This is a genomic window from Neisseria sp. WLZKY-1, assembly GCF_046546535.1.
In the GTDB taxonomy this organism is placed as follows: Bacteria; Pseudomonadota; Gammaproteobacteria; order Burkholderiales; family Neisseriaceae; genus Neisseria.
The window spans coordinates 1-24,446 of the sequence record NZ_JBKGTW010000033.1 but is presented as its reverse complement, the minus strand read 5'-3'; the positions used below and the strand labels follow the sequence as shown (position 1 = coordinate 24,446).

Genomic DNA, 24,446 nt, shown 5'->3' with positions numbered 1-24,446 from the left:
AAAGATTGCGATGCGTTGTGAAAAGACGGATGAATCTTTTGCTGCCAACATTTATCTGGCTGCTACGGTTTTAAGGCTGGCTTGAATGTCAACAGACCCTAGGCAGCCTGAAACTTAAAAACCGCATGGTAATGGCGGCGATGACACGCAGCCGCGCCGATTCAGACGGCATCGTCGGCGCGATGACCGCCGAGTATTACGCCCAACGCGCCAGCGCAGGTTTGATTTTGTCCGAAGCCGTCAACATTTCCGCCGACGCGTTAGGGGCTGTTTGCATTGGGTTTGTGAAGCAGTTTTTTGAGAAAAAATTCGCGGATGCAAGGAAAAAAGCGCAGCAAGGTTGAACACCTTGCGAGCATTTTGACGCGGCAGCCGTGAATTTTTACCAAAAATACTGCCGTAAACCCAATGCAAAAAGCCCCTAAGCAGCCCGCTCACGCCCGGTTTGTTTACCGCCGCGCAGATTGATGCGTGGAAAAAAGTTACCGCGGCCGTGCACGAACAAGGCGGGCTGATTTTCGCCCAGCTCTGGCACACGGGGCGCGTGGCGCATTCGGTGGATAGAAACGGCATCCTGCCCGCCGCCCCCAGCGCGGTGAAAATCGACGGCATGCAGCATTTCACCTCGCAAGGCGCGAAAGATTTTGAAACCCCGCGCGAACTTTCCGCCGACGAAATCCGCCAAATCATCGCCGACTACGCCCAAGCCGCCAAAAACGCCATCGCCGCAGGCTTCGACGGCGTAGAGCTGCACGCCGCCAACGGCTATTTGCCGCAGCAGTTTTTATCCGACTCCGCCAACCTGCGCCAAGACGAATACGGCGGCAGCGTGGAAAACAAAGCCCGCTTCACGCTGGATGCCATGCGCGCGATTATCGACGCGGTGGGCGGCGGGCGCGTCGGCATCAAAATCAGCCCGCTGCACCCCTACGCCGGCATCGCCTTTGATGACCCCGTTGCCACTTATCAATATCTAATCAACGAGTTAAACAAACTGGATTTTGCCTTTGTAGAAATCATGCAGCGCGCGCTGATGTTCCCGCTGCTGCCGCACTATCCGCAGGACAACGAAATCGATCTGTTCGGGCGCATGGTGCAGGGCAAAACCGTGATTGCGGGCACGGGCTTTAGCGCCGAAACGGGCGAAGCGGCGCTGGAAAACGGCGCGGCGGACTTGATTGCCTACGGCGCAGCGTTCCTTGCCAACCCCGATTTGCCGTGCCGCTTTGAACTGGGCGCAGATTTGAACACGCCCGACCGCGCGACCATGTTCGGCGGCGGCGTGGCGGGGTATATTGATTATCCGATGTTGGATTGACGAAGGATCAAATGCTTAAAGGCCGTCTGAAAAAACCTGCGAAGCAGGTTTTTTCAGACGGCCTCTTTCAGACGGCCTCATCCGCTTGTCCCGCCTGTACGGGCGGTTTTGTAGGCGGTCTGAAAAAGGCCGTCTGAAACCCGGGCGGTTTCAGACGGCCTCTGTGTTGCGGCCTTATTTCTGGTTGTCTTTGATGAATTTTTCCAACTGCGGCATGGGTGCGTAGCCGGCCATGGTTTTGCCGTTGGGCATGATGAGGGCGGGCGTGCCGTGGAAGCCGAGCTGTTCGCCCAGCGAGGTGGTTTCGGCGACGGGGTTGTCGCACACGGCAACCTGTGGCGGCATTTTGCCTTCGCGCATCCATTTGATCCAAGCTGTGGTGCGGTCGCTCTGGCACCAGATTTGTTCGGCTTTGCGCGCCGCGTCGGGATGCAGGCTCGCCAAAGGCATCATAAAGCTGTAAATCGTGATGTCGGTCATTTTGGCAAACTCGTGTTCCAGTTTTTTGCAGAACGGGCAGTCGGGGTCGGAGAACACCGCCACTTGCAGCTTGCCGTTGCCGCGCACTTCCTTAACCGCCATATCGAAAGGCAGGCTGCCGTAGTCCACCGCACTCAGCTCGGCATTGCGCTCGTCGGTCAGGCTTTTGCGGTTTTTGATATCGATCAGGTCGCCGACGATCATATATTCGCCCTTGGCATCGGTATAAACCACGGTTTTGCCGCTCAGTACGGCTTCGTAAACGCCCGCCATCGGCGTGGCATAAACGTTTTGTACTTTGAGCTGCTGCTCGGCATAGGCTTTTTCCAGACTGGTGCGGATGGCTTTTTCGACGGCGGCATCGACTTTGCCGCCTGTTGCGGCAGAGACCGGCTGCGAAGCGGCTTTGGCGGCCGGCTTGCTGACCTGCGTCTGGTTTTGCCCGCAGGCGGCCAGCAGCAGGACGGCGGCGGTGAGGGCGGGCAGGAATTTTTTCTTCATGGCGGTATTTCGTTTTAAAAAGTTGCAAACGGCCGCCATTATGCCGAAAAACCGCCGCTGCTGCTGAGTATTTTGCATGACAAAAACCGCAGCTTGCCGCACAATCCGCTCGTTTTATGTCCGACAGAAAAGCGCAACATGACCCCCATCCTCGCCTTCGACATCGAAACCGTGCCCGACGTGCGCGGCATCCGCACCCTTTACGGCCTGCCCGCCGAACTCTCCGACGCCGAAGTGGTGGAATTCGCACAACAGCAACGCCGCGCCAAAAACGGCAGCGATTTCATGCCCCTGCACCTGCAGCAAGTCGTCACCATCTCCTGCTGCATGCGCTGGGGGCAGGACAAAATCCACGTCGGCACGATAGGCGACATCGGCGACGACGAAGAAACCGTTATCGCCCGCTTTTTCGAGCTGGTGGAAAGCCACACCCCGCAGCTGGTGAGCTGGAACGGCGGCGGCTTCGACCTGCCCGTGCTGCACTACCGCGCCCTTATCCACGGCATCACCGCCGCCCGCTACTGGGACACGGGCGAGGGCGACTTCGGCGACAGCCGCGACTTCAAATGGAACAACTACATCAGCCGCTACCACAGCCGCCATTGCGACCTGATGGATTTGCTCTCGCTCTATCAGCCCCGCGCCGCCGTGCCGCTCGACGACATGGCCAAACTCTGCGGCTTCCCCGGCAAACTCGGCATGGACGGCGGCAAAGTGTGGGAGGCTTATCACGCAGGCCGTCTGAAAGACATCCGCGACTACTGCGAAACCGACGCCGCCAACACCTACCTGATGTACCTGCGCTTCCGCCTGATGAGCGGCGCGCTCGACGCCGACGAATACGAACAGGAAATCCGCCGCCTGAAAAACTACCTGTCTGGCCTGGCGGAACAGCCGCACTGGCGCGAATTTCTTGCGGCCTGGGGCTAGGGTCTGTTGACAATCAGCCTTGCGGCGGTGTTTTTGGCAAAAAATACCCGCCTGCCGCGTCAAAAATGCTCGCAAGGTGTCCAACCTTGCTGCGCTTTTTTCCTTGCATTCGGGCATTTTTTACTCAAAAAACCGTCTCACAAGCTGAATGTCAACAGACCCTAGGGCGTATTGACAATAGGGGCGGATATACGAAAGGCCGTCTGAAAACCGCAAAAGCGGTTTTCAGACGGCCATTTTCAGACGGCCATTTTCAGACGGCCATTTTCAGACGGCCATTTTCAGACGGCCTCACCCGCCAGTCCGTGCAGCAGCAGGCCGAGAATGTCCTGCGGCAGGCGTTGCGGCTCGGCGCTATAGCGCGGCAGCGTTTGCGCCTGTTCGGCCAATATGTCGGCGTGGCGGACGAACAGGCCGACCAGTTCGGCGGGAATGTCCGGACGTATCAGACCGCGCTGTTGCAGGGTGTGGAAGAAGCCGTGCAAAAAGACGTGCTTTTCTTCGTTTAATTCGCTGAAAAAACGCTCCAGCGCCAAATCGGTGTTGTCGGTCATGTCGCGCAAAAAGGCGGCGGAATACAGCTCGGCAAACGATTCGCGCTGCAGCCGCCAAAAGGTATCGGCAATGCTTTCCAATGTGCCGCATTGCGCCAATATGGCTTCCAATTCGGCGCGCACGCGGTTTTTCTGTTCGACAACCACCGCCTGCACGATGGCGCTTTTGCCGTTGAAATATTTGTAAAACGTCGGGCGGCTGACGGCGGCTTCACGGCAGATTCTGTCAACGGATACGGCGGCAAAGCCGTGTTGGTGAAACAGTTGTCGGGCGGTGTCGGCGAGGATTTGCCGTTTGTTTGTGTTCATGTTTTTTGGCTTTCTCTGCAAATTTTTACGGCGGATTTTATGTTCAGACGGCCTGATGCCTCAAAACTATTCCTGATAAAGGCTTGCATTCTTCTTTTTGGCTGACTAAAATTTACAAATATCGTTATTTTAATGTAAATCTGTAAATTAAACTGCCTGAAAAGGCCGTCTGAAAACAAGGAGAACAATATGTGCCTGTCCCAACCCCGCCGCCTGCCGCTGCTTTTGGCGCTGGCTTTTGCCTGCCCCGCCTATGCCGACACCGACCAAACGCCCGAAAAAGCCGAAGAAAGCACGGCCTTGGAAGAAGTCGTCGTTACCGGCGAGCGCAGTAAACGCAGCGGCTTTGCCACCGGCACCAGCCACAAAGTCTTCACCACGCCTGACATCGACCGCAGCGGCCACAATCTTTCCGCCACCGACCTGCTCAAGCAGACGGTGAACACCGTGGATTTGGGCAGCGGCAACGACCTGCCCACAGTGCGCGGCGTGGACGGCTCGGGGCCGGCGGTGGGCGCGGTGGCCTTTTTCGCCGGCACGCGGCCGCGCCTGAACCTCTCCATCGACGGGCGCTCCGCCACCTACAACGAATACGCCTTCGGCACGCAGTCGCTGTGGGACATGCAGCAGGTGGAAATCCTGCGCGGGGCGCAAAGCGATGTGCGCGGCCAGCACGCCATTGCGGGCGCGGTGGTGATGCGCTCGAAAGACCCGACGCCGGAATGGGAGGGCGCGCTGCGTTTGGGCTTGGGCAACCAGAAAACCCGCAACGCCGCCGCCGTGATTTCCGGGCCGCTGGTCAAAGACAATCTGTCTTTCCGCCTCAGTGCCGAGCGCCAGCAGCGCGAAAGTTACGAGCCTTTTATTTCCTACGAGCCCACCGGCAACCCGCGCCGCGTGGAAAACACCAATATCCGCTTCAAACTGCTCTACGCCCCCGCCGAGCATCCCGACCTGTTCAGCCGCCTCACCGTCAACCGCATCCGCTCGCGTGCGCCGCAAAACGAAATCCTCGGCAATACTGCCAGCCGCCGTTTTCTCAAAGAAAAACCCGTATTTGTTACCGAATCGACCTCGGGCATTTGGGACATCTCGTGGCAGGCCGCGCCCAATCTGCGGCTGGAAAACAAGCTGGTGTACAGCCGCTACCAAAACGAGCGCCTGCATCTGCCGATGAGCGTCAGCCCGCAGGGCGTGCCAGCCGAACTGAAAGGGCGCGAATTCCAAATAGAGCCTACGCTGCACTGGCACACCGACTCAGGCCGTCTGAAAGGTCTGGCCGGGCTGCACTACTTCCGCAGCAGCCAGGACGAATGGGTGGACATCCGCGCCGTCGGCGGCCGCAACACGTTTGACGACAGCAACCGCGTTTCCGCCCTGTTTGCCGAAGCCACCCTCAGCCCGAATCCGCAATGGGACATCACCCTCGCCGGACGCATCGAAAAAGAATCGCACAAGCGCCAAGGCGGCAGCGGCGCGCTGCATCTTGATCTCGACAAAGGCCAAACCGTGTTCCTGCCCAAAATCGACATCGCCTACAAACCGACAGCGCAATGGATTACCGGCCTCAAAGCCGTGCGTGGCTACAACCCCGGCGGCGCAGGCATCACCTTCGGCCGCCCCGTCGTTACCTACGCCTACGAACCCGAGTATGTGAACAACTTCGAGTGGTACACCCGCTGGAAAAGCCCCGACAAACGCCTGCAGCTGAGCGGCAACCTGTTCCACAGCCGCTATAAAGACATGCAGCTGCCGTTTTATCTCGGCACCAACTCCGTCGTTATCCGCAACGCCGAAGCCGCCCACACCTACGGCGCGGAGCTGGGCGCCGACTGGCAGGCTGCCGAACATCTCAAACTTACCGCCGCCGTCGGCCTGTTGCACAGCAAAATCAGCCGCTACCCCAATAGCGGCATCGAAGGCAACCGCTTCGGCCGCGCACCGAAATACACCGCCAATCTCGGCGCAAAATACCTGCACCCGAGCGGCTTTGAAGCCGGCGGCGACATACGCTTTTCCGGCGGCTACTACTCCGCCGCCGACAACGCCGAAACCGGCAAAATCGGCAGCTACAGCCACACCAATCTGTATGCCGCCTACAACTTCAAACAAGGCCGTGTGTCGCTGTATGCCGACAACGTCTTCAACAGCCGCCGCCCCTTATTCATCTCCACCGCCGACCGCCAAGACGCACTCTACCAACGCCCGCGCAGCGTCGGCGCCAGCGTCGAATGGCGGTTTTGAGGCCGTCTGAAACAACGCGGCAGCCTTTCAGACGGCCTCAAACCGCAAAGGCCGTCTGAACCCCGCTGTAGGGTGTGCGGCTTTGCCACGCACGCGGTTTGCCAATCTCACAACCCAAGCCAGCCGCGTGCGTACCGCACACCCTGCAAAAGCAGCCTCACTCCCTCCCCTGCGGCCAAAGCGCGGGGGAGGGTCGGGGTGGGGGTGGCAGTTTGCAAAACTGCTTGCCCGCCCGCACAAACGCCGTACAAACCGCAAAAGGCCGTCTGAAACCCCAACTGCAAAGGAAACTCCGCCATGCCCTTTTTCACCCCAATCAAAACCCTGCCCGAAGGCACGGTTTATTTCACCGACCTGACCCCCGTACAGGATTTCGCCGACTGGCTTGCCGAATTTGAAACCCTGTTGGCCGCCCACGCGCACAGCCCGTTTGCCACCGTCTGCGCCCCCATGCGCCTGCAAAAAAGCGACGAACAGCGCACCGCCGACCGCAAAACCTATCTGGCGTGGATTAAGGCGCATCAGCCGCAGCTTGCCGAACGCTGCGCCGCCATGCTGCTGGTTGAGCCAGATCAGCCGCAGCTTGAACTGATGCGCCAACAATCGGCCAAACTTGCCCCGTCGCTAGGCGTCAACTACATCGTCGAAGCAAGCGAAGCCGCCGCGCTGGCCGCTGCCGAAGCGGCATTGCAACGGCATGTGCAGGCCGTCTGAAAACCCGAATCCGCGCGTTCAGACGGCCTTTCCCGTACACCGCCCGCTTTCCGGCCGACAAACCCGCCACAAAAGGAGCCGCCATGACTAGGCCGTCTGAAATCCGCGAAACACCCGCCCCGCGCCGCAGCGACTGGCTGCTGCTCGCGCTCGGCAGCACCTACAAATTCACCCTCGTCGGCTTTTACCTCGTCGCCCTGATGACCGTGCTCAAACACGGCGGCTACAGCCTGAAACAGTTGAGCTGGGTGCAGCTTATCGGCGGCATCGAAGCGTTTAAAGTGCTGTTTGCCGCACTGATGGACGGCTGCCCGACAAGCCCGCGCGGGCGCTTCCGTCCGTGGCTGACGGGCGCGACGCTGGCGCTGGCCGCCGCATTCGCCGTGATGGCGTTTGCCGACGTGAGCCCGCATTTTCCGCTGCTGCTGGCTTTGTGTTTGGTTTTAAGCGTATCGGGCACGCTCTACGGCTGCGCCATGCTCGGCCTAAGCTGCATCGTCCTGCCCAAGCGCGAACTCGGCTTCGGCGGCGTGGTGCAAACCATGGCGGCACGCGGCGGCAAAATGATCGGCGGCGCGCTGGTGTTGTGGCTTTACCAGCAATACGGCTTTCAGACGGCCTGCGCCTTTATGCTGGCCTTTACCCTGCTGCTGCTTGCCTTGATTTTGCCCTACCGCGAGCCTGCAAGTCGCGCGGCAGGCGGCGGCGCGGCGCAGCTTGCCGCGCGGCTGTTTGCCTTCTGGCGGCAGCCGCACACGGGGTGGCGCTGGTTTGCCCTGTTGTTTTTCGCCACCCTGCCCTACGCCTTTTGCGCCGCCGTGTTCGTACCCAAGCTCGCCGACGCGGGCTACACGCCCGTGCAAACCGGCAACATCCTCGCTGTCGCCATCCCCGTTGCCTGCCTGATTGTTACCCCGCTGGCAGGCCGCCTCGCCCGCAGCCGTGCTCCTCAAAGCCTGATGCTGCCGCTTTTTGCGCTGCAACTGCCGCTGCTGCTGGCCAACGCCGCGGTCGGATACACCGGCGCCCCCGCGTGGGTCAGCCCCGCGCTGATGGTTGCCCTCAGTCTCGGCTACACCTTGTTGATGCCCGTATTGCTTGCGCTGATGATGGAAAAATCCAGCCGCCAAACCGCCGCCCTCGACAGCAGCCTGCAATTTTCCGTCATCCTCACCGGCAGCTACGCCGCCGGTTTCGCCGCCCTGCGCCTGGCGCAGCATTGGGGCTACGGCAGCGTCTTCCTTGCCGCCGTACTGCTCGCCCTGCCCGCAGGCGGCATGATGTACCGCATGGGCAAAAACAAGGCCGTCTGAAAAACCTGCGAAGCAGGTTTTTCAGACGGCCTTTTCAGACGGCCTTGCAAATCCGAACGGCCTTGGCGGGTGATGCCAAGGCCGTTTGTCAGTTTGGTTCTTTTTTTGTTGCCGTTTTGATTTTCACCGCCATCAGGGTGTGCAGGCGGCGGGGGTCGGCGCGGGCGACGGTGAAGAGCAGGGGGGGCAGGGCGATTTTGTCGCCGCGCACGGGCAGGCGGCCGAGTTCGCGGATGACGAGGCCGCCTATGCTGTCGGCTTCTTCGCCGGAATAATCGGTGCCGAAGTAGGTGTTGATGTCGTCGATTTCGGTTTGGGCGTTGATGCGCCAGCGCTCGGATGAGACGGGGAAGATGTTGTCGGCGGAGTCGTCTTCGTCGAATTCGTCTTCGATATTGCCGATGATTTGTTCGATGACGTCTTCAAAGGTGACGAGGCCGGAGGTGCCACCGTATTCGTCGACGACGATGGCCATGTGCAGGCGTTGTTCGCGGAAGATTTTCAGTAGGGCGTTGAGGCTTTTGCCTTCGGGGACGAAGCAGGCGGGGCGCAGGATGCTTTCGAGGTCGAAGGTTTCGGGGCTGCCGATGTAGCGCAGCAGGTCTTTGGCGTGGAGGATACCGAGGATGGTGTCTTTGTCGCCGTCGATGACGGGGAAGCGGGAGTGGGCGGTTTCGATGATGTAGGGGATGATGCGTTCGAGGCTGTCGCCGGCTTTGACGACGCTCATTTGCGAGCGGGTGATCATGGCGTCGCGTACTTCGAGGTCGGAAAAGTCGAGGACTTTTTCCAGACGCTGCATGGTGTCGGCGTCGAAGGCTTGTTGTTCGTGCGCCTGTTGCAGGAGGGTGAGCACGCCTTCGGCGGTGTCGGGGGCGTTGCCGCTGAGGCGGTGGATGATGCGTTCGAGCAGGTTGGGTTTCGACGGGCTGTCGTCCATTGTGTTTGTTCCTATTTGTATGGGTCGGGGTATGCTAACTGATGCAGCAATTCGGTTTCAAGGGCTTCCATTTCTTCGGCTTCGGTTTCTTCGATGTGGTCGTAGCCCATGAGGTGGAGGACGCCGTGGACGGTGAGGTGGGCGTAGTGCTGTTCGGGGGTTTTGCCTTGTTCGGCTGCTTCTTTAAGGACGACTTGCGGGCAGATGACGAGGTCGCCGTGCAGGCCGTCTGAAAGGGCGGGGAGGGTTTCGCCTTCGTCGAGGGCGAAGCTTAATACGTTGGTGGCGTAGTCTTTGCCGCGGTAGTCGCGGTTGCAGGCGCGGGCTTCTTCTTCGTCGAGGAGGACGACGGAGATTTCGGCGCGGCGGTATTGTTGTTTGACGGCCTGCCATGCCCAGCGGCGGAATTGGTTTTCAGACGGCACTTCGGCTGCTGTGGATTGGTTGTCGAAGTGGAGGGCGAGGCGTTGGCGCAGGATTTTTTTGAAGGGGTGGCGTTTGGCGCGTTTCATGGGCGGCTTGGCGTGAAAAAGACGGGATGATACTGGAAAACGGCGGCGCGGGGCATTTTGTCCTTCGGAGGCCGTTCCCGCCAGTACCCCTTCGGGGCATAAACGCGGGAATGACGTTTCTGAAAAACGGGTTTTGCGTTTTCAGACGGCCTTTTTGTATTCGCGGCTCATACCTGCCAGTCGATGGGGCTTTGGCCGTGGGCTGCAAGATAGGCGTTGGTTTGCGAGAAGGGGCGGCTGCCGAAGAAGCCTCGGTAGGCGGAGAGGGGGGAGGGGTGGGGGGCGGTGAGGACGAGGTGGCGGTTGCGGTCGATGAAGGCGCCTTTTTTTTGCGCGTGGCTGCCCCAGAGGATGAAGACGAGGTGTTGGCGTTCCTCGGCAAGGCGGCGGATGACGGCGTCGGTGAAGGTTTCCCAGCCGAGGGCGGCGTGGGAGTGGGCTTGTCCGGCGCGGACGGTGAGGATGGTGTTGAGCAGGAGCACGCCCTGATCGGCCCAGTGTTGCAGGCAGCCGTGGGCGGGGACGGTAAAGCCGGGGATGTCGTCGGCGAGTTCTTTGTAGATGTTTTGCAATGAGGGCGGCACGGGGATGTTTTCGCGCACGGAGAAGGCGAGGCCGTGCGCCTGGCCTGCGCCGTGGTAGGGGTCTTGGCCGAGGATGACGGCTTTGACGCCGCCAAATTCGGTGGCTTTGAAGGCGTTGAAGACGTCGGCGGCGGGCGGGTAGACGGTTTGTCCGGCGGCGCGTTCGGCGCGGACGGTGTCGAGGATGGCTTGGAAGTAGGGTTTTTGTTTTTCGCCGGCGAGGGCTTCTGTCCAGGTGTTCATGGCAAAACGGGCTGGTGGGCGGGAGGCGGATTATACAGGGAAGGCCGTCTGAACGGGTTTCAGACGGCCTTTTGCACCCTTTACGACAGGTGCAGGATGGAATGGCAGATTTCGCCGTTGAGGCGTTCGGTGACGTGCCAGTTGGAGTTGTCGTTGAGGGTGAGCCAGCGGCGCTCTTCGGTTCGGTAGAACCATTCTTTGTCGTTCTGGTAGAAGACTTGGATGTTGCGCGCTTCTAGGATGTTGAGGATTTCGTTGGAGTGCGAGCGGGTGTCGTCGAAGTCGGTGACGGCGCGCTGTCCCATTTCGCTGTATTGGGCGTTGAGGATGAGCAGCAGGTCGTTGGTGGCTTTGTCGAGCTCGCGGGCGTTGAGGCCGATGCGGCGGGCTTCTTTGGTGAGGATGGGGTAGCTGTGGGTGGGGTAGCCGGAGTTGAGCATTTCGGCGATGCTGTGCACGCGCACGGGGTCGCCGATGTGGTAGGAGAGCAGCTCTTCGCACAGTTTGATCGACAGCGACTCGGCTCTGTCTACCGCGCCGATGACGAGGGGGTGGACGTAGTCGAACAGGGATTTGTAGGGGTTGGAACCGGTGTCTTTGGTGTTTTTCTGCCAGAGTTTGACGACGCGGTTGAGTTCGTCGAGGCTGACGGAGACGCGGTCGTTGTCGCGGTCGATGGGCGAGAGGTCGTGTGTGAGGGAGGTGTCCACCGAGCTGAGGTAGGCCATCGGCCCCATTTGGATTTCGTCGGCGCCGATGGCCATCATGGTGGCGGCGGAGGCACATTGCAGGGGAATCAGGCTGACGAGGCTGCGGCAGTGGCTGCGGATGAGGTTGATCATGCGCAGGGCTTCTTTGCCCGAGCCGCCGTCGCTTTTGATGAAGAGGTAGACGGTGTCGTGCTGGTCGACGTGTTCGAGGATGCGGTAGAGCGCGAGCACGTCGTTGCGGCAGATGCTGCCGCCGTTGCTGTTCCAATAGCACAGAAGCGGGGCGTTCAGACGGCCTTCCAGTTCGGCGATGATTTCCTGTGTTTCGGCAAACAGGCGCGGGGGTTGTTTGATGGCGACGGCTTCGTTCTCGCCCATGATGTTTCCTTTGTTAACGATTATGGGAATGAGGCCGCTGCGGTGGCGGCGAAACGCTTTTCAGACGACCTTTCTTTGTTTGTTACATATTATAACAACATTCAGTTATATTGTAACGGTGTTTTCGGGCGGATTTTTTGCGGGATGCGGCCGAAAGGGTGTTTGGCGGCAGGTGTTGGAAATCTGTTTGAAGGCCGTCTGAAAAACGGTTTTTCAGACGGCCTTATTCGTGATTGATGTTGTTCAGGCGTGGTATTGGCGCGAAAGTTCGTGCACAGCGTCCACCAAAACTTTGGCGTGTTCGGGGTCGGCAAACTGGCTGATGCCGTGTCCCAGATTAAACACATGGCCGCTGCCGCTGCCGTAGCCGGCCAGAATCCGCCCCGCTTCGGCGCGGACGGCTTCGGGCGTGCCAAACAGTGCGAAGGGGTCGAAATTGCCCTGCAGGGCGACTTTGCCGCCGACGCGCGCGCGGGCTTGGCCGATGTTGCACGTCCAATCCAAACCCAGCGCGTCCGCGCCGCTTTCGGCCATCGCCTCGAGCCACAGCCCGCCGCCTTTGGCAAACAGGATAACAGGCACGCGGCGGCCTTCGTTTTCTCGTTTGAGGCCGGAGACGATTTGTTTCATATAGCGCAAACTGAATTCCTGAAACGCCGCGTCGCTCAACACGCCGCCCCAAGTGTCGAAAATCTGCACCGCCTGTGCGCCAGCGTCGATTTGCGCGTTGAGGTAAGCGGTAACGGTTTGGGCGTTGATCTCCAAAATTTTGTGCAGCAAATCGGGGCGCGAGTACATCATGGTTTTGATAGTGCGGAATTCCTTACTGCTGCCGCCCTCGACCATGTAGCAGGCCAGCGTGAACGGGCTGCCGGAAAAACCGATTAGCGGCACGCGGCCGTTTAAGGCGCGACGGATGGACGTTACCGCGTCAAACACATATCGCAAACGCGCCATGTCGGGTACTTTTAGCTTGGCGATGTCGGCCTCGTGTTGCAGCGGCCGCTCGAATTTGGGCCCTTCGCCCTCGGCAAAATACAGCCCCAAGCCCATCGCGTCGGGTACGGTAAGGATGTCGGAAAACAAAATCGCCGCGTCCAAATCAAAGCGGTCCAGCGGCTGGATGGTCACTTCGGTGGCCAGCTCGGTGTTTTTGCACAAATCCAAAAAGCTGCCGGCGCGCGCGCGGGTGGCTTTGTATTCGGGCAGGTAGCGTCCGGCCTGACGCATCATCCAAATCGGCGTGTATTCGACGGGCTGTTTGAGCAGGGCGCGGAGGAAGGTGTCGTTTTTCAGGGGAGGCATGGCAAAATCGCGGGGAAACGGTTGAAAAGCGGGCGATTATAGCCGAAAGGCCGTCTGAAAAGCGGGTTTTGCGTATAATGCCGCCTTTGCTTTTTTCAGGTGTCCCCATGATTATCCATCCGCAGTTCGACCCCGTCGCCCTCCAATTGGGGCCGCTTGCCATCCGCTGGTACGCGCTCAGCTATATTGTCGGCTTTGTCCTTTTTATGTGGCTCGGCCGCCGCCGCATCAAAAAGGGCGGCACGCCGTTTACCGAAGAAATGCTCGACGACTTTCTCACTTGGGGCGTGCTCGGCGTGATACTCGGCGGGCGGCTCGGCTTCGTGCTGTTTTACCAGCCGGAATATTATCTGTCGCACCCGGCCGACATTATTAAGGTGTGGAACGGCGGCATGTCTTTTCACGGCGGCTTTCTCGGCGTGGTGGCAGCAAGCTGGCTGTTCGCCCGCAAGCACGGTTTGAAGTGGCTGCAGGTGCTCGACTTTATCGCGCCGCTGGTGCCGCTCGGCCTGGCTTCGGGTCGCATCGGCAATTTCATCAACGGTGAGCTGTGGGGGCGGATTACCGATCCCGCCGCCTTTTGGGCGATGGGTTTTCCGCAGGCGGCCGATGTCGACGCGCGTCTGGCGGCGGGTAACGCGCAGTGGGCGCAGTGGCTGGCGCAATACGGTGCGCTGCCGCGCCATCCGTCGCAGCTTTACCAGTTTGCGCTGGAAGGCGTGCTGCTGTTTGTCATTGTGTGGCTGTTTTCCAATAAGCCGCGTCCGACGGGGCAGACGGCCATGCTGTTTCTTGCCGGTTACGGCCTGTTCCGCTTTATCGCCGAATACGCCCGCCAGCCCGACGACTACCTCGGCCTGCTGACGTTGGGGCTGTCGATGGGGCAGTGGCTCAGCCTGCCGATGCTGGTGTTGGGCGCGGCCGGTTTCGTTTGGTTCGGCAAACGGGGAAAACAGGCGGCTTAAAGGTTTCAGACGGCCTCTGTATGGAAACAAAGAGGCCGTCTGAAAACAATAAATGCGGCGCAAAACAGACGTTTCCCGACAAGAGGCCGTCTGAAAACATCCGTCCGCTTGCCAAACGCGCAGCACGGCAATATAATCCGCGCTTTCTTAAATACAGGCACGTAGCTCAGTTGGTTAGAGCACCACCTTGACATGGTGGGGGTCGTTGGTTCGAGTCCAATCGTGCCTACCAAATTTTCCAAACGGCATTTATGCCGTTATTTTTATAAATAAATCTGGAGTTTTTGATGCTGAATATCACCCTGCCTGACGGTTCCGTCCGCCAGTATGAAGCCCCCGTTACCGTGGCACAGATTGCCGCGTCTATCGGCTCGGGTCTGGCGAAAGCGACGGTGGCAGGCAAGGTAAACGGCCGCTTGGTCGATGCGTCTGATCCTATTTATGAAGACGCTTCCGTCCAAATCATTACGCCCAAAGACAAAGAAGGCGTCGAAATCATCCGCCATTCCTGTGCCCACTTGGTCGGACACGCCGTCAAGCAGCTTTATCCCGATGCCAAAATGGTTATCGGGCCGGTAATCGAAGACGGCTTTTATTACGACATCGCCACGGAAAAACCGTTTACGCCCGAAGATATGGCCGCCATCGAAGCGCGGATGAAAGAGTTGATTAATCAGGATTACGATGTGGTCAAAATCATGACCCCGCGTGCCGAAACCGTCAAAATCTTCCAGGAGCGCGGCGAAGATTACAAATTGCGCCTGATTGACGATATGCCTGATGTACAGGAAATGGGTTTGTACCATCACCAAGAATACGTCGATATGTGCCGCGGGCCGCACGTTCCCAATACCCGTTTCCTGAAAAACTTCAAGCTGACCAAGCTGGCTGGCGCGTACTGGCGCGGCGATAGCAACAACGAGATGCTGCAACGTATTTACGGTACGGCATGGGCAAGCAAAGACGAATTAAAAGCCTACATCCAACGCATTGAAGAAGCGGAAAAACGCGACCACCGCCGCCTGGGCAAACAGCTTGACCTGTTCCATCTGCAAGACGAAGCGCCCGGTATGGTGTTTTGGCATCCGCGCGGCTGGGCATTGTGGCAGGCCATCGAGCAGCATATGCGCAAAGAGTTGGATGTGGCGGGCTACCGCGAGGTCAAAACGCCGCAGATTATGGATAAAACCTTCTGGGAAAAATCTGGCCATTGGGAAAACTACAAAGACAATATGTTTGTTACCCAGTCTGAAAAGCGCGAATATGCCGTCAAGCCGATGAACTGTCCGGGGCATGTCCAGATTTTCAACAACAGCCTGCGCTCCTATCGCGACCTGCCGATGCGCTTGGCTGAATTCGGTTCTTGCCACCGCAACGAACCTTCCGGCGCGTTGCACGGTCTGATGCGTGTGCGCGGCTTTGTACAGGATGATGCACATATTTTCTGTACTGAAGAGCAGATTGTTGATGAAGCCCGCCGTTTTAACGAGCTTTTGGTGCGGATTTACCGCCAGTTCGGCTTTAACGATGTGGCCGTAAAACTCTCTCTGCGTCCCGAGCAGCGCGCCGGTTCCGATGAAATTTGGGATAAGGCCGAGCAGGGTTTGCGCGATGCGCTGACTGCTTGCGGCGTGGAGTGGGAGGAATTGCCGGGTGAGGGTGCGTTTTACGGCCCGAAAATCGAATACCATGTTAAAGATGCCATCGGCCGTTCTTGGCAGTGCGGCACTTTGCAGCTTGATTTTGTTTTGCCTGAGCGTTTGAATGCCGAGTATGTAACTGAAAACAACGACCGCGCTCGTCCGGTGATGCTGCACCGCGCAATTTTGGGTTCTTTGGAGCGCTTCATCGGTATTCTGATTGAAAACCACGCCGGTTCGTTCCCATTGTGGCTGGCACCGGTTCAGATGGTGGTGATGAATATCACCGAAAATCAGGCGGATTACTGCCGTGAAGTGGTTGAAAAACTGCGTGCAGAAGGTTTCCGTGTTGAATTGGATTTGCGTAACGAAAAAATCGGCTACAAAATCCGTGACAACAGCCAATACCGCTTCCCGTATCAGATTGTGGTTGGCGATAAAGAAAAGGAAAACGGCCAAGTGGCTGTACGCCGCAAGGCAGAAGATTTGGGTTCATTGAATCTCGACGACTTTATCTCCCGTTTGAAAGCGGAAATGGCCGAGATTCAGTAAATTATTAATTGTTAAAAGGAGTATTACCATCGCTCAAGAACGCGAAGCACGAATCAACGGCGAAATTACCGCTAAAGAAGTGCGATTGATCAGTGGTACAGGCGAACAGCTTGGTGTTGTGTCCGTCCGTGAAGCTTTGGCTATGGCTGAAGAGCAGGATGTCGATTTGGTGGAAATTTCCCCGACTGCCAAACCGCCCGTGTGCAAGCTCATGGATTTTGGCAAGTATAAATACCAGCAGGCCAAAAAACGTGACGAGGCCAAGAAAAACCAAAAGCAGGTGCAGATTAAGGAAATCAAATTCCGCCCAGGTACGGACGAAGGCGATTACCAAATCAAAATGCGCAACATCAACCGCTTTTTGGCTGACGGCGACAAAGTTAAGGTAACCCTGCGTTTCCGCGGACGCGAAATGGCGCACCAGCAGCTTGGCGCGCAGCTTTTGGAGCGCGTTAAAGAAGAATTGGCCGAAGTGGCGCAAATAGAATCCTTCCCGAAAATGGAAGGCCGCCAAATGGTTATGATGATTGCGCCCAAGAAAAAATAAAACTATAATCCGCCGCTTGCCTTGTCCGCCGCGCAAGGCAAGTTTGATTTTCAGCGGCAAAAACCGTGGCATTCGGGTGTCAAGTGTTTGAAAAGAGATTCAAACCCCCTTATGCCTTATCTAAAAACGAATGGAGTTTTCCCATGCCTAAAATGAAAACCAAGTCCAGCGCGAAAAAACGCTTTAAAGTGCTCGGTAACGGCGGCGTAAAACGCGCTCATGCGTTCAAACGCCATATCCTGACCAAAAAAACCACCAAAAACAAACGCCAGCTGCGCGGCACCTCTATGGTAAACGACCGCGATTTGGCTTCCGTTGCCAAAATGTTGCCCTACGCTTAAAGGAGTTTGAACTATGCCACGCGTAAAACGCGGTGTAACCGCACGTGCCCGTCATAAAAAAGTATTAGCATTGGCCAAAGGCTATCGCGGCCGTCGTAAAAACGTCTACCGCATTGCCAAACAGGCAGTCATGAAAGCAGGCCAATATGCCTACCGCGACCGCCGTCAGCGCAAACGTCAATTCCGCCAATTGTGGATCGTCCGTATCAACGCCGGTGCGCGTGAAAGCGGTTTGTCTTACAGCAAATTCATGAACGGCCTCAAACGTGCCGCTATCGAAATCGACCGTAAAGTATTGGCTGATTTGGCTGTATTTGACAAAGCTGCCTTTGCCCAATTGGTAGAAAAAGCAAAAGCCGCTTTGGCTGCTTAATTGCTTTTGACCGTATAAAACAAAAAAGGAAACTTCGGTTTCCTTTTTTGTTTATGTATTTGATTCTTTTCCGAAACATCTGTTTTTCTTGTGCAAAAAATGTCAGTTTGCGCTAAAATAACGCCCATTCAATATCCAGCGGAGCGGCCGCAGCGAATGATAAGGCCGTCTGAACATTCAGACGGCCTTTGCTGATTTTAGCGTAGCGGCCGCCAAATACAGGCAAACAACCATGGAAAATGCAAACCGTATCGTTGCTGAAGGCATCGCCGCCATCGAAGCCGCTGCCGACCAGCAAACCCTCGAACTTGTCAAAGCCCAGTATCTCGGTAAAACCGGCGAACTGAATGCCTTGCTCAAACAGCTTGGTCAAATGTCGCCCGAAGAGCGCAAAACCGTCGGTGCGCATATCAACGAGTGCAAAAACCGTTTTCAGGCTGCCTACAACGCCAAACGCGACGCGCTGAACGAAGCCAGGCTGCAACAGCGCCTCGCCGCCGAAGCACTCGACATTACCCTGCCCGGCCGCGCCCAAGAGCAAGGCGGCCTGCATCCCGTTACCCTGACCCTGCAACGCGTGGTCGAACTCTTCCACGGCCTCGGTTTCGACGTTGCCGACGGCCCCGAAATCGAAGACGATTTCCACAACTTCCAAGCCCTCAACATCCCGCAAGACCACCCCGCCCGCGCCATGCAGGATACCTTTTATGTTGAAAACGGCGACGTTTTGCGCACCCACACCTCGCCCATCCAAATCCGCTACATGCTCGACAAAAAAGAGCCGCCCATCCGCATCATCGCCCCCGGCCGCGTGTACCGCGTGGACAGCGATGCCACACACTCGCCCATGTTCCACCAAGCCGAAGGCTTGTGGGTGGAAGAGGGCGTAACCTTCGCAGATTTGAAAGCCGTGTTTACCGATTTTATCCGCCGCTTTTTCGAACGCGATGATTTACAAGTACGTTTCCGCCCGTCTTTCTTCCCGTTTACCGAGCCTTCCGCCGAAATCGACATTATGGGCGAAAACGGCAAATGGCTGGAAGTTGGCGGTTGCGGCATGGTGCATCCCAACGTGTTGAAAAACGTGAATATCGACCCCGAAAAATACACCGGTTTCGCCTTTGGTATCGGTCTCGACCGCTTTGCCATGCTGCGCTACGGCGTGAACGATCTGCGGCTGTTTTTCGACAATGATTTGGCGTTTTTGAAGCAGTTGTCTTGAAAAGGCCGTCTGAAAAGTTTTCAGGCTGCCTGAAAACAAAACATGGTTAATGTATGAACACGCCAACCCACGCGCCGCAAAGGCAGCCTGAAAACCTAATCGATAGCATCGCCACGATTATCGAACAGGCGCGCCAGCACGTCCGCCAAAGCGTAAACAGCGCAATGGTGTACAGCTATTGGGAAATCGGCCGGCTGATTGTGGAAGACGAGCAACAAGGCGAAAAGCGCGCGGCGTATGGCAAGGCGCAGTTGCAGCGGATTTCGACTCAGCTTACCGAGCGATTTGGCAAGGGATTTGATGTAAGCAACTTGCGGAATATGCGCAGTTTTTACTTGGCGTTTCCAATTCGCGACGCAGTGCGTCGCGAATTGAGCTGGACGCATTACCGCACCTTATTGCGTATTGAAAACCCCGCAGCCCGTCAATGGTATTTGCGCGAAAGCATCGAGCAAAACTGGAGCGTGCGCGCCTTGGAGCGGCAAATCGGCAAACTGTATTACGAACGCCTGCTTGCCAGTCAAAACAAAGAATTGGTCATGCAAGAAGCCGCCGAACATACCGAAAATTTGGCCGACAGCATCCATCACTATCTGCGCGATCCGTATATTTTGGATTTTCTGAATCTGCAAGATAAAACCTATCAGGAAAGCGATTTAGAACAGGCGATTATCAATAATTTGCAAGATTTCCTGCTGGAAATGGGCAAAGGTTTCGCCTTTGTCGAGAGGCAGCAGCGCATCCGTTTTGACGATGAAGACTTTTATATCGACTTGGTGTTTTACAACTACAAACTCAAATGTTTTGTTTTAATTGATTTAAAACTAGGCAAACTCAAGCATCAAGATGTCGGTCAAATGGATACCTATGTGCGCTTGTATAACGAAAAATACAAAGCCGCCGACGATAACCCCACCGTTGGCTTAATGTTATGCAGCGAAAAAAGCGAAGCCATCGCCCGCTATTCGGTATTGGCCGATCAAAAGCAACTTTTTGCAGTGAAATATCTGCCTTATTTGCCAAGCGAAGAAGAATTGCAGGCAGCCTTGGCGATACAGCGGGAAGAAGCGATGAGACGGTTGGCAGCGCAAGAGTAAGCAGCCTGAAAGAAAAAAATGAAAAAATTAAGCTATTTAGAACTTTCTATATTGGCTGCGAAGGAATTGAGCCGCCCAGCCACTCCAATGGAAATTTGGGAATACATTGTTGAGAAAAAGCTTTATACACAGTTGAAGTCTTACAATGAACAAATCGGACTGGCTTCATTGGGCAAAACGCCCGGGGCGACGATTGGAGCAGGTATCTATGAAAATGCAAAAAAAGCAAACGGACAGTTTCAACAGCTTGAAGGCAGTAAAAATCCAATCGGTAGTTTTACGGCCTAGTTGCTCAAACTGGTTAGTTATATCCACGCGGATTATCAAGTAGCCTAGCAATACTGGGCTTACTAAACCAATATAGAAAACGTTATGGAACAGCATATTAACTACATCACGCTCGGCGTAGGCGACCTTGCTATTTCCCGCCGTTTTTACCAAGACATATTCGGTTGGCAGGAAACGGTGGACAGTAATGAAAACATTGCGTTTTTTGAAACAGGAAGCGCGCTGCGGTTTGCTCTGTTTGGTAAGGAGGCCTTAGCGCAAGACGCGCAGGTATTAGTGCAGGGTAGCGGTTTTTCATGTTTTACGTTGGCGCATAATGTCGGCAGCGAAGCTGAAGTGGATGCATTGTTTTCTGAGCTCGCCTCAAAAAATGTGAATATCGTCAAAGCCCCGCAGAAAGTATTTTGGGGTGGATACAGCGGCTATATCGCCGACCCCGATGGCTTTTTATGGGAAATTGCCTTTAATCCGTTTTTGCAGAAATTACGCTGAAATAGCACGATAAAGGTTACTTGAAAACGGCAGCGTCAGCGAAGTAAAAATCAAATTTGTTTACCCGAAAGCCGAGTCATGAAACGCTATGTCGCTCCATCCGTTTGCTATGTGTTTGCTGTTGTACTGTGGTTGCTGTTCATCTATTGCGAAAATCGCTCTTTGGCGTTGGCTGATTTGAAAACTCTGACCGGCGACGATGTGGAAGGTGCAATAAGGTGGTCGAATTACGGATTTACCGCATTTGCCGTATCCTGTTTTGCCACCGCGATCGGTAGTTGGTTGATGTCGTGGTTTAAAAGCTGGGAGCGTGTGGCGTTTACAGTGAGTGTTACCTTAGGCTATACCTTGCTGGCGTGGTTCGTAACAATCTTATTGATTTGATTGCTTAAGGTTTGAAAAGGCTACCTGAAAACAACAGCCCAAACGAAGTTAAAAAGCAGTCTGCACTCGCAAGTAAACAGGTCGTCTGGAAACAAAATCTGATAAAAAGTTAATTAGTTGATTGAGAACATAACATGCAATTCTCCTACTCATGGCTGAAAACCCAAGCCGATACCGAACTTTCCGCCGATAAGCTGGAACATCTGTTAACCATGTCCGGCTTGGAAGTGGAAGAAGCTGAGACTGCCGCGCCTGCGTTTACGGGCGTGGTGATTGCCGAAGTGAAATCCGTTGAAAAACATCCAGATGCCGACCGTTTGAACGTAACCCAAGTTGATGCGGGTACGGGCGAGTTGGTTCAGATTGTGTGCGGTGCGCCGAATGTGAAAGCGGGCATCAAAGTGCCGTGTTCGTTGCCGGGTGCGGTGTTGCCGGGTAATTTCAAAATCAAGCCGACCAAGATGCGCGGCGTGGTGTCGAACGGGATGTTGTGTTCTACCGATGAACTCGGTCTGCCTGACGACGGCGTGAACGGCCTGCACATTCTGCCGCAAGATGCTCCCGTCGGTGCAAACATCCGCGAATATCTGGATTTGGACGATACGGTGTTCACGCTGAAAATTACGCCGAACCGTGCCGACTGCCTGAGCATCAAGGGCATTGCCCGCGAAGTGGCGGCGCTGACCGGCTGTGAATTTGCGCCGACCGAAATTCAGACGGCATCCATTACTAGCGGCAAAACCCAGCCGGTGCGTATTGATGCGCTGGCCGACTGCGGCCGTTTTGTCAGCCGCGTGATTGAAAACGTGAACGCGCAGGCCGCCACGCCCGCGTGGATGCGCCAGCGTCTCGAACGCAGCGGTATCCGCAGCATTTCGGCGCTGGTGGACATCGGCAATTATGTGATGCTGGAAATCGGCCAGCCGATGCACGTGTTTGATGCCGACAAAATTTCAGGCAGCATCATCGTACGCCGCGCCGAAAACGGCGAAGTGCTGGAATGTTTGAACGAAAAAACCGTTACGCTGGCCGACAACACGCTAGTGGTGGCCGACGAAAAAGGCGCGTTGAGCCTTGCCGGCCTGATGGGCGGCACGGCCAGCGCGGTTTCAGACGACACGCGCAACATCGTCTTGGAAGCGGCGTGGTTCGCGCCGGCCGTGATTGCGGGCAAATCGCGCCAATACGGCTTTGGCTCGGATTCTTCGTTCCGCTTCGAGCGCGGCGTGGACTACCGTTTGCAGGCCGATGCCATCGAGCGTGCCACCGAATTGGTTTTGCAAGTCTGCGGCGGCCGGGCGGGCGAGATGGTCGAAGCGCTGGGCGCATTGCCGTCTGAAAAATGCGTGTCCGTGCGCCTTGCACGCGTGGGCAAAGTGTTGGGCGTGGACATTGCCGCCGAACAGGTCGAAACCATTTTGCGCACGCTCGGTTTGCAGCCTGAAAAAACCGCCGACGGCTTTCAGACGGCTTCGCCGAGCTTCCGTTTCGACATCGAAATTGAAGCCGATTTAATCGAAGAAATCGGCCGTGTGTACGGCTACGAAAACATCCCCGACGACGCCACTTCAGGCAGCCTGAAAATGCTGCCGCTGCCCGAAACCCGCCGCCCGCGCTTTGCCGTGTACAACGAAATGGCCGCGCGCGGCTACCGCGAAGTGGTCAGCTACGCCTTTGTCGATGAAGCGTGGGAAACCGATTTTGCCGCCAACGCCAACCCAATCCGCCTGCAAAACCCGCTGGCGGCGCAATACGCCGTGATGCGCTCGACGCTGGTGGGCGGCCTGGTCGAAATCCTGCAAAACAACTTAAACCGCAAGCAAAACCGCGTGCGCATTTTTGAAATCGCCCGCGTGTTTGCCAAAAACGCCGACGGCAGTTTCGCGCAAAACGAACGCATCGGCGGCCTGTGGTACGGCGCCGCCATGCCCGAGCAATGGGGCGAAAAAACGCGCAACGCCGATTTTTACGACATCAAAGCCGATGTCGAAAATCTGTTGAAAAACAGCAAAATCGAGTTTGCCAAAACTGCCCATCCCGCGCTGCATCCCGGCCGCGCCGCCGAAATCGTTTCAGACGGCCGCGTGATTGGTTTTGTCGGCGAACTGCACCCCAAATGGCTGCAAAAATACGACCTGCCGCAAGCGCCGCTGGTATTTGAAATCGATATGGCAGCCGTGTTGCAGCGCGACAAAACCCGCTATCAGCCGGTATCCAAATTCCAAGCCGTGCGCCGCGATTTAGCCTTTGTACTGCCCGAGAACGTATCCTACGCCGAACTCGAAAGCAGCCTGAAAACCGTTTCCAGCCCGCTGGTGCAGGAAATCGCGCTGTTTGACGTCTATCGCGGCACCGGCCTGCCCGAAGGGATGAAGAGCATGGCAGTGAAAGTAGTGTTGCAGGACATGGAAAACACGCTCACCGACGAAGCCGTCGAACCCGTGATGGCCAAGCTGGTGGACGCGGCGGCAGCCGTGGGCGCGCAATTGCGTGCTTAATCTATTGAATATGTTTTGAAATCTGCGCGGAAATTGGTAAAATCCGCGTCCGTTACAATAAAAAGGTAAGCAAATGACACTGACTAAAGCCGAATTGGCCGATATTTTGGTCGATAAAGTAAGCAATGTAAGCAAAAACGACGCCAAAGAAATCGTCGAACTCTTTTTTGAAGAGATCCGCAGCACTTTGGAGCGCGGTGAGGAAATCAAGATTTCGGGTTTTGGCAACTTCCAGCTGCGCGACAAGCCGCAGCGTCCCGGCCGCAATCCGAAAACCGGAGAGGAAGTACCCATCAGTGCCCGTCGCGTGGTGACTTTTCATGCCAGCCAAAAATTGAAAGGCATGGTGGAGCATTATTATGACAAGCAGCGCCAACGTTGATTTACCCCCGATTCCTGCGAAACGTTATTTCAGCTTGGCTGAGTTGTGCGAGTTGGCGCAGATCAGTCCGAAGCAGTTCGCGCAATGGCAGCAGGAACATGGCATTGTGGTGGGCTACGGTGCGGATCACTACACCCGTGCGGATGTAGTGAAAACTAGAAAACTGCGGGACACTTTCGCGCCCTTTGTCGATGCGTTCAACCATAACGGTTTGGATGCGGACGGCCGCCCTGCCGCTACGGCGGAAGAAATCAAAACGGGTTTGGCTGCTTTGTCGGATAAAATCGAAAAAGCACTTGCCGGAAACGGTTAAGTTCTATATAATGCGCAGCTTCCCAAGTCGGAGTGTGGCGCAGTCTGGTAGCGCACTTGCATGGGGTGCAAGGGGTCGAAGGTTCGAATCCTTTCACTCCGACCAGAAATTAAAAAACAGCCGTTCCAAACGGCTGTTTTTTTGTCTCTGTATCTTGTGATATTTCGTGCTTCCCCCTTTATATAGGGTCTGTTGACATTCAACTTTTCACAGCATCATACAGATATGACCAGATATACCCTATCCGATGCCCAGTGGGCAGCCATCGAACCGCTTTGTCCGGGTAAAAAAGCCGACCCGGGTAAAACCGCCAAAGA

Annotated in this window: 26 protein-coding genes, 2 tRNA genes and 1 pseudogene; 22 read left to right on the top strand and 7 right to left on the bottom strand. The window is 56.3% G+C overall.

Annotated elements, in window-relative coordinates; all coding sequences use genetic code 11:
* The first annotated feature begins 131 nt into the window (after positions 1–131).
* A complete protein-coding gene (locus ACLD9W_RS08890; protein WP_410841689.1) occupies positions 132–344 on the top strand; it encodes a hypothetical protein in 213 nt (70 codons plus the stop codon).
* A gap of 98 nt (positions 345–442) precedes the next feature.
* Positions 443–1,318, top strand: a pseudogene (locus ACLD9W_RS08885) (alkene reductase); the annotation flags it as partial.
* Positions 1,319–1,492: 174 nt separating this feature from the next.
* Here ACLD9W_RS08885 and ACLD9W_RS08880 read toward each other — a convergent pair.
* On the bottom strand, positions 1,493–2,299 hold the full coding sequence (locus ACLD9W_RS08880) for a DsbC family protein (RefSeq protein ID WP_410841688.1): 807 nt from the start codon (positions 2,297–2,299) through the stop codon (positions 1,493–1,495).
* A 138-nt stretch (positions 2,300–2,437) separates the two neighbouring features.
* Here ACLD9W_RS08880 and ACLD9W_RS08875 point away from each other — a divergent pair, with 138 nt between their 5' ends.
* Complete coding sequence (locus ACLD9W_RS08875; protein WP_410841687.1) at positions 2,438–3,229, top strand: 3'-5' exonuclease; 792 nt, start codon at positions 2,438–2,440, stop codon at positions 3,227–3,229.
* Positions 3,230–3,510: 281 nt separating this feature from the next.
* On the opposite strand, the gene ACLD9W_RS08870 is transcribed toward ACLD9W_RS08875, so the two are convergent.
* Entirely contained in the window at positions 3,511–4,092 is a 582-nt protein-coding gene (locus ACLD9W_RS08870; protein WP_410841686.1) for a TetR/AcrR family transcriptional regulator, read from the bottom strand.
* 189 nt (positions 4,093–4,281) lie between these two features.
* Between ACLD9W_RS08870 and ACLD9W_RS08865 the strand changes: the two genes are divergently transcribed.
* From ACLD9W_RS08865 to ACLD9W_RS08855, 3 genes are all read left to right on the top strand, one after another.
* Complete coding sequence (locus tag ACLD9W_RS08865; RefSeq protein WP_410841685.1) at positions 4,282–6,336, top strand: TonB-dependent receptor; 2,055 nt, start codon at positions 4,282–4,284, stop codon at positions 6,334–6,336.
* Between the two features lie 297 nt (positions 6,337–6,633).
* Positions 6,634–7,050 (top strand): extensin, encoded by a 417-nt coding sequence (locus ACLD9W_RS08860; RefSeq protein WP_410841684.1) that lies wholly within the window; start codon positions 6,634–6,636, stop codon positions 7,048–7,050.
* A gap of 83 nt (positions 7,051–7,133) precedes the next feature.
* Positions 7,134–8,363: an MFS transporter gene (locus ACLD9W_RS08855; protein ID WP_410841683.1), complete on the top strand. Its 1,230-nt coding sequence runs from the start codon at positions 7,134–7,136 to the stop codon at positions 8,361–8,363.
* Positions 8,364–8,451: 88 nt separating this feature from the next.
* Here the strand turns inward: ACLD9W_RS08855 and ACLD9W_RS08850 are convergent, their stop codons facing one another.
* The 4 genes from ACLD9W_RS08850 to ACLD9W_RS08835 all read right to left on the bottom strand — a co-directional run bounded on the left by ACLD9W_RS08850 (position 8,452) and on the right by ACLD9W_RS08835 (position 11,730).
* Complete coding sequence (locus ACLD9W_RS08850) at positions 8,452–9,303, bottom strand: HlyC/CorC family transporter (protein ID WP_410841682.1); 852 nt, start codon at positions 9,301–9,303, stop codon at positions 8,452–8,454.
* Between the two features lie 11 nt (positions 9,304–9,314).
* A complete protein-coding gene (gene ybeY, locus ACLD9W_RS08845) occupies positions 9,315–9,815 on the bottom strand; it encodes an rRNA maturation RNase YbeY (RefSeq protein ID WP_410841681.1) in 501 nt (166 codons plus the stop codon).
* 167 nt (positions 9,816–9,982) lie between these two features.
* Positions 9,983–10,642 (bottom strand): uracil-DNA glycosylase, encoded by a 660-nt coding sequence (gene ung, locus ACLD9W_RS08840; RefSeq protein WP_410841680.1) that lies wholly within the window; start codon positions 10,640–10,642, stop codon positions 9,983–9,985.
* A gap of 80 nt (positions 10,643–10,722) precedes the next feature.
* Complete coding sequence (locus ACLD9W_RS08835) at positions 10,723–11,730, bottom strand: hypothetical protein (RefSeq protein WP_410841679.1); 1,008 nt, start codon at positions 11,728–11,730, stop codon at positions 10,723–10,725.
* On the opposite strand from ACLD9W_RS08835, the gene ACLD9W_RS08830 reads away from it, so the two are divergent.
* Positions 11,698–11,967: a hypothetical protein gene (locus tag ACLD9W_RS08830; RefSeq protein ID WP_410841678.1), complete on the top strand. Its 270-nt coding sequence runs from the start codon at positions 11,698–11,700 to the stop codon at positions 11,965–11,967. The two genes, ACLD9W_RS08835 and ACLD9W_RS08830, sit on opposite strands and share 33 nt — an antisense overlap.
* 6 nt (positions 11,968–11,973) lie before the next feature.
* On the opposite strand, the gene hemE is transcribed toward ACLD9W_RS08830, so the two are convergent.
* A complete protein-coding gene (hemE, locus tag ACLD9W_RS08825; RefSeq protein WP_410841677.1) occupies positions 11,974–13,035 on the bottom strand; it encodes a uroporphyrinogen decarboxylase in 1,062 nt (353 codons plus the stop codon).
* A gap of 107 nt (positions 13,036–13,142) precedes the next feature.
* Here hemE and lgt point away from each other — a divergent pair, with 107 nt between their 5' ends.
* From lgt to ACLD9W_RS08750, 15 genes are all read left to right on the top strand, one after another.
* Complete coding sequence (gene lgt / locus ACLD9W_RS08820) at positions 13,143–14,000, top strand: prolipoprotein diacylglyceryl transferase (RefSeq protein WP_410841676.1); 858 nt, start codon at positions 13,143–13,145, stop codon at positions 13,998–14,000.
* Positions 14,001–14,155: 155 nt separating this feature from the next.
* Positions 14,156–14,232 (top strand) — tRNA-Val (locus tag ACLD9W_RS08815).
* A 55-nt stretch (positions 14,233–14,287) separates the two neighbouring features.
* The gene (gene thrS, locus ACLD9W_RS08810; RefSeq protein WP_410841675.1) at positions 14,288–16,192 is read left to right on the top strand and encodes a threonine--tRNA ligase; all 1,905 of its coding nucleotides are present in this window, start codon (positions 14,288–14,290) and stop codon (positions 16,190–16,192) included.
* Positions 16,193–16,214: 22 nt separating this feature from the next.
* Complete coding sequence (gene infC / locus ACLD9W_RS08805) at positions 16,215–16,739, top strand: translation initiation factor IF-3 (RefSeq protein ID WP_083479456.1); 525 nt, start codon at positions 16,215–16,217, stop codon at positions 16,737–16,739.
* A 143-nt stretch (positions 16,740–16,882) separates the two neighbouring features.
* Positions 16,883–17,080, top strand: coding sequence for a 50S ribosomal protein L35 (rpmI, locus tag ACLD9W_RS08800; protein ID WP_002232040.1), 198 nt, complete (start codon positions 16,883–16,885; stop codon positions 17,078–17,080).
* 13 nt (positions 17,081–17,093) lie between these two features.
* Entirely contained in the window at positions 17,094–17,453 is a 360-nt protein-coding gene (gene rplT, locus ACLD9W_RS08795) for a 50S ribosomal protein L20 (protein ID WP_395428680.1), read from the top strand.
* Between the two features lie 232 nt (positions 17,454–17,685).
* Positions 17,686–18,675 carry a phenylalanine--tRNA ligase subunit alpha gene (gene pheS, locus ACLD9W_RS08790; protein ID WP_410841674.1) on the top strand — a complete coding sequence of 330 codons (990 nt, stop codon included), beginning with the start codon at positions 17,686–17,688 and terminating at the stop codon, positions 18,673–18,675.
* 53 nt (positions 18,676–18,728) lie between these two features.
* Positions 18,729–19,772: a PDDEXK nuclease domain-containing protein gene (locus ACLD9W_RS08785; RefSeq protein ID WP_410841673.1), complete on the top strand. Its 1,044-nt coding sequence runs from the start codon at positions 18,729–18,731 to the stop codon at positions 19,770–19,772.
* An 18-nt stretch (positions 19,773–19,790) separates the two neighbouring features.
* On the top strand, positions 19,791–20,060 hold the full coding sequence (locus ACLD9W_RS08780; RefSeq protein WP_410841672.1) for a hypothetical protein: 270 nt from the start codon (positions 19,791–19,793) through the stop codon (positions 20,058–20,060).
* An 84-nt stretch (positions 20,061–20,144) separates the two neighbouring features.
* The gene (locus ACLD9W_RS08775) at positions 20,145–20,552 is read left to right on the top strand and encodes a VOC family protein (protein ID WP_410841671.1); all 408 of its coding nucleotides are present in this window, start codon (positions 20,145–20,147) and stop codon (positions 20,550–20,552) included.
* Positions 20,553–20,630: 78 nt separating this feature from the next.
* Positions 20,631–20,936 (top strand): hypothetical protein, encoded by a 306-nt coding sequence (locus ACLD9W_RS08770; RefSeq protein ID WP_410841670.1) that lies wholly within the window; start codon positions 20,631–20,633, stop codon positions 20,934–20,936.
* Positions 20,937–21,070: 134 nt separating this feature from the next.
* The gene (gene pheT / locus ACLD9W_RS08765) at positions 21,071–23,434 is read left to right on the top strand and encodes a phenylalanine--tRNA ligase subunit beta (RefSeq protein ID WP_410841669.1); all 2,364 of its coding nucleotides are present in this window, start codon (positions 21,071–21,073) and stop codon (positions 23,432–23,434) included.
* A gap of 73 nt (positions 23,435–23,507) precedes the next feature.
* Entirely contained in the window at positions 23,508–23,816 is a 309-nt protein-coding gene (locus tag ACLD9W_RS08760; RefSeq protein WP_009427159.1) for an integration host factor subunit alpha, read from the top strand.
* Entirely contained in the window at positions 23,794–24,129 is a 336-nt protein-coding gene (locus ACLD9W_RS08755) for a hypothetical protein (RefSeq protein ID WP_410841668.1), read from the top strand. Before ACLD9W_RS08760 ends, ACLD9W_RS08755 begins: the two co-directional genes overlap by 23 nt.
* 28 nt (positions 24,130–24,157) lie before the next feature.
* Positions 24,158–24,234, top strand: a tRNA-Pro gene (locus ACLD9W_RS08750).
* Positions 24,235–24,446: the final 212 nt, after the last annotated feature.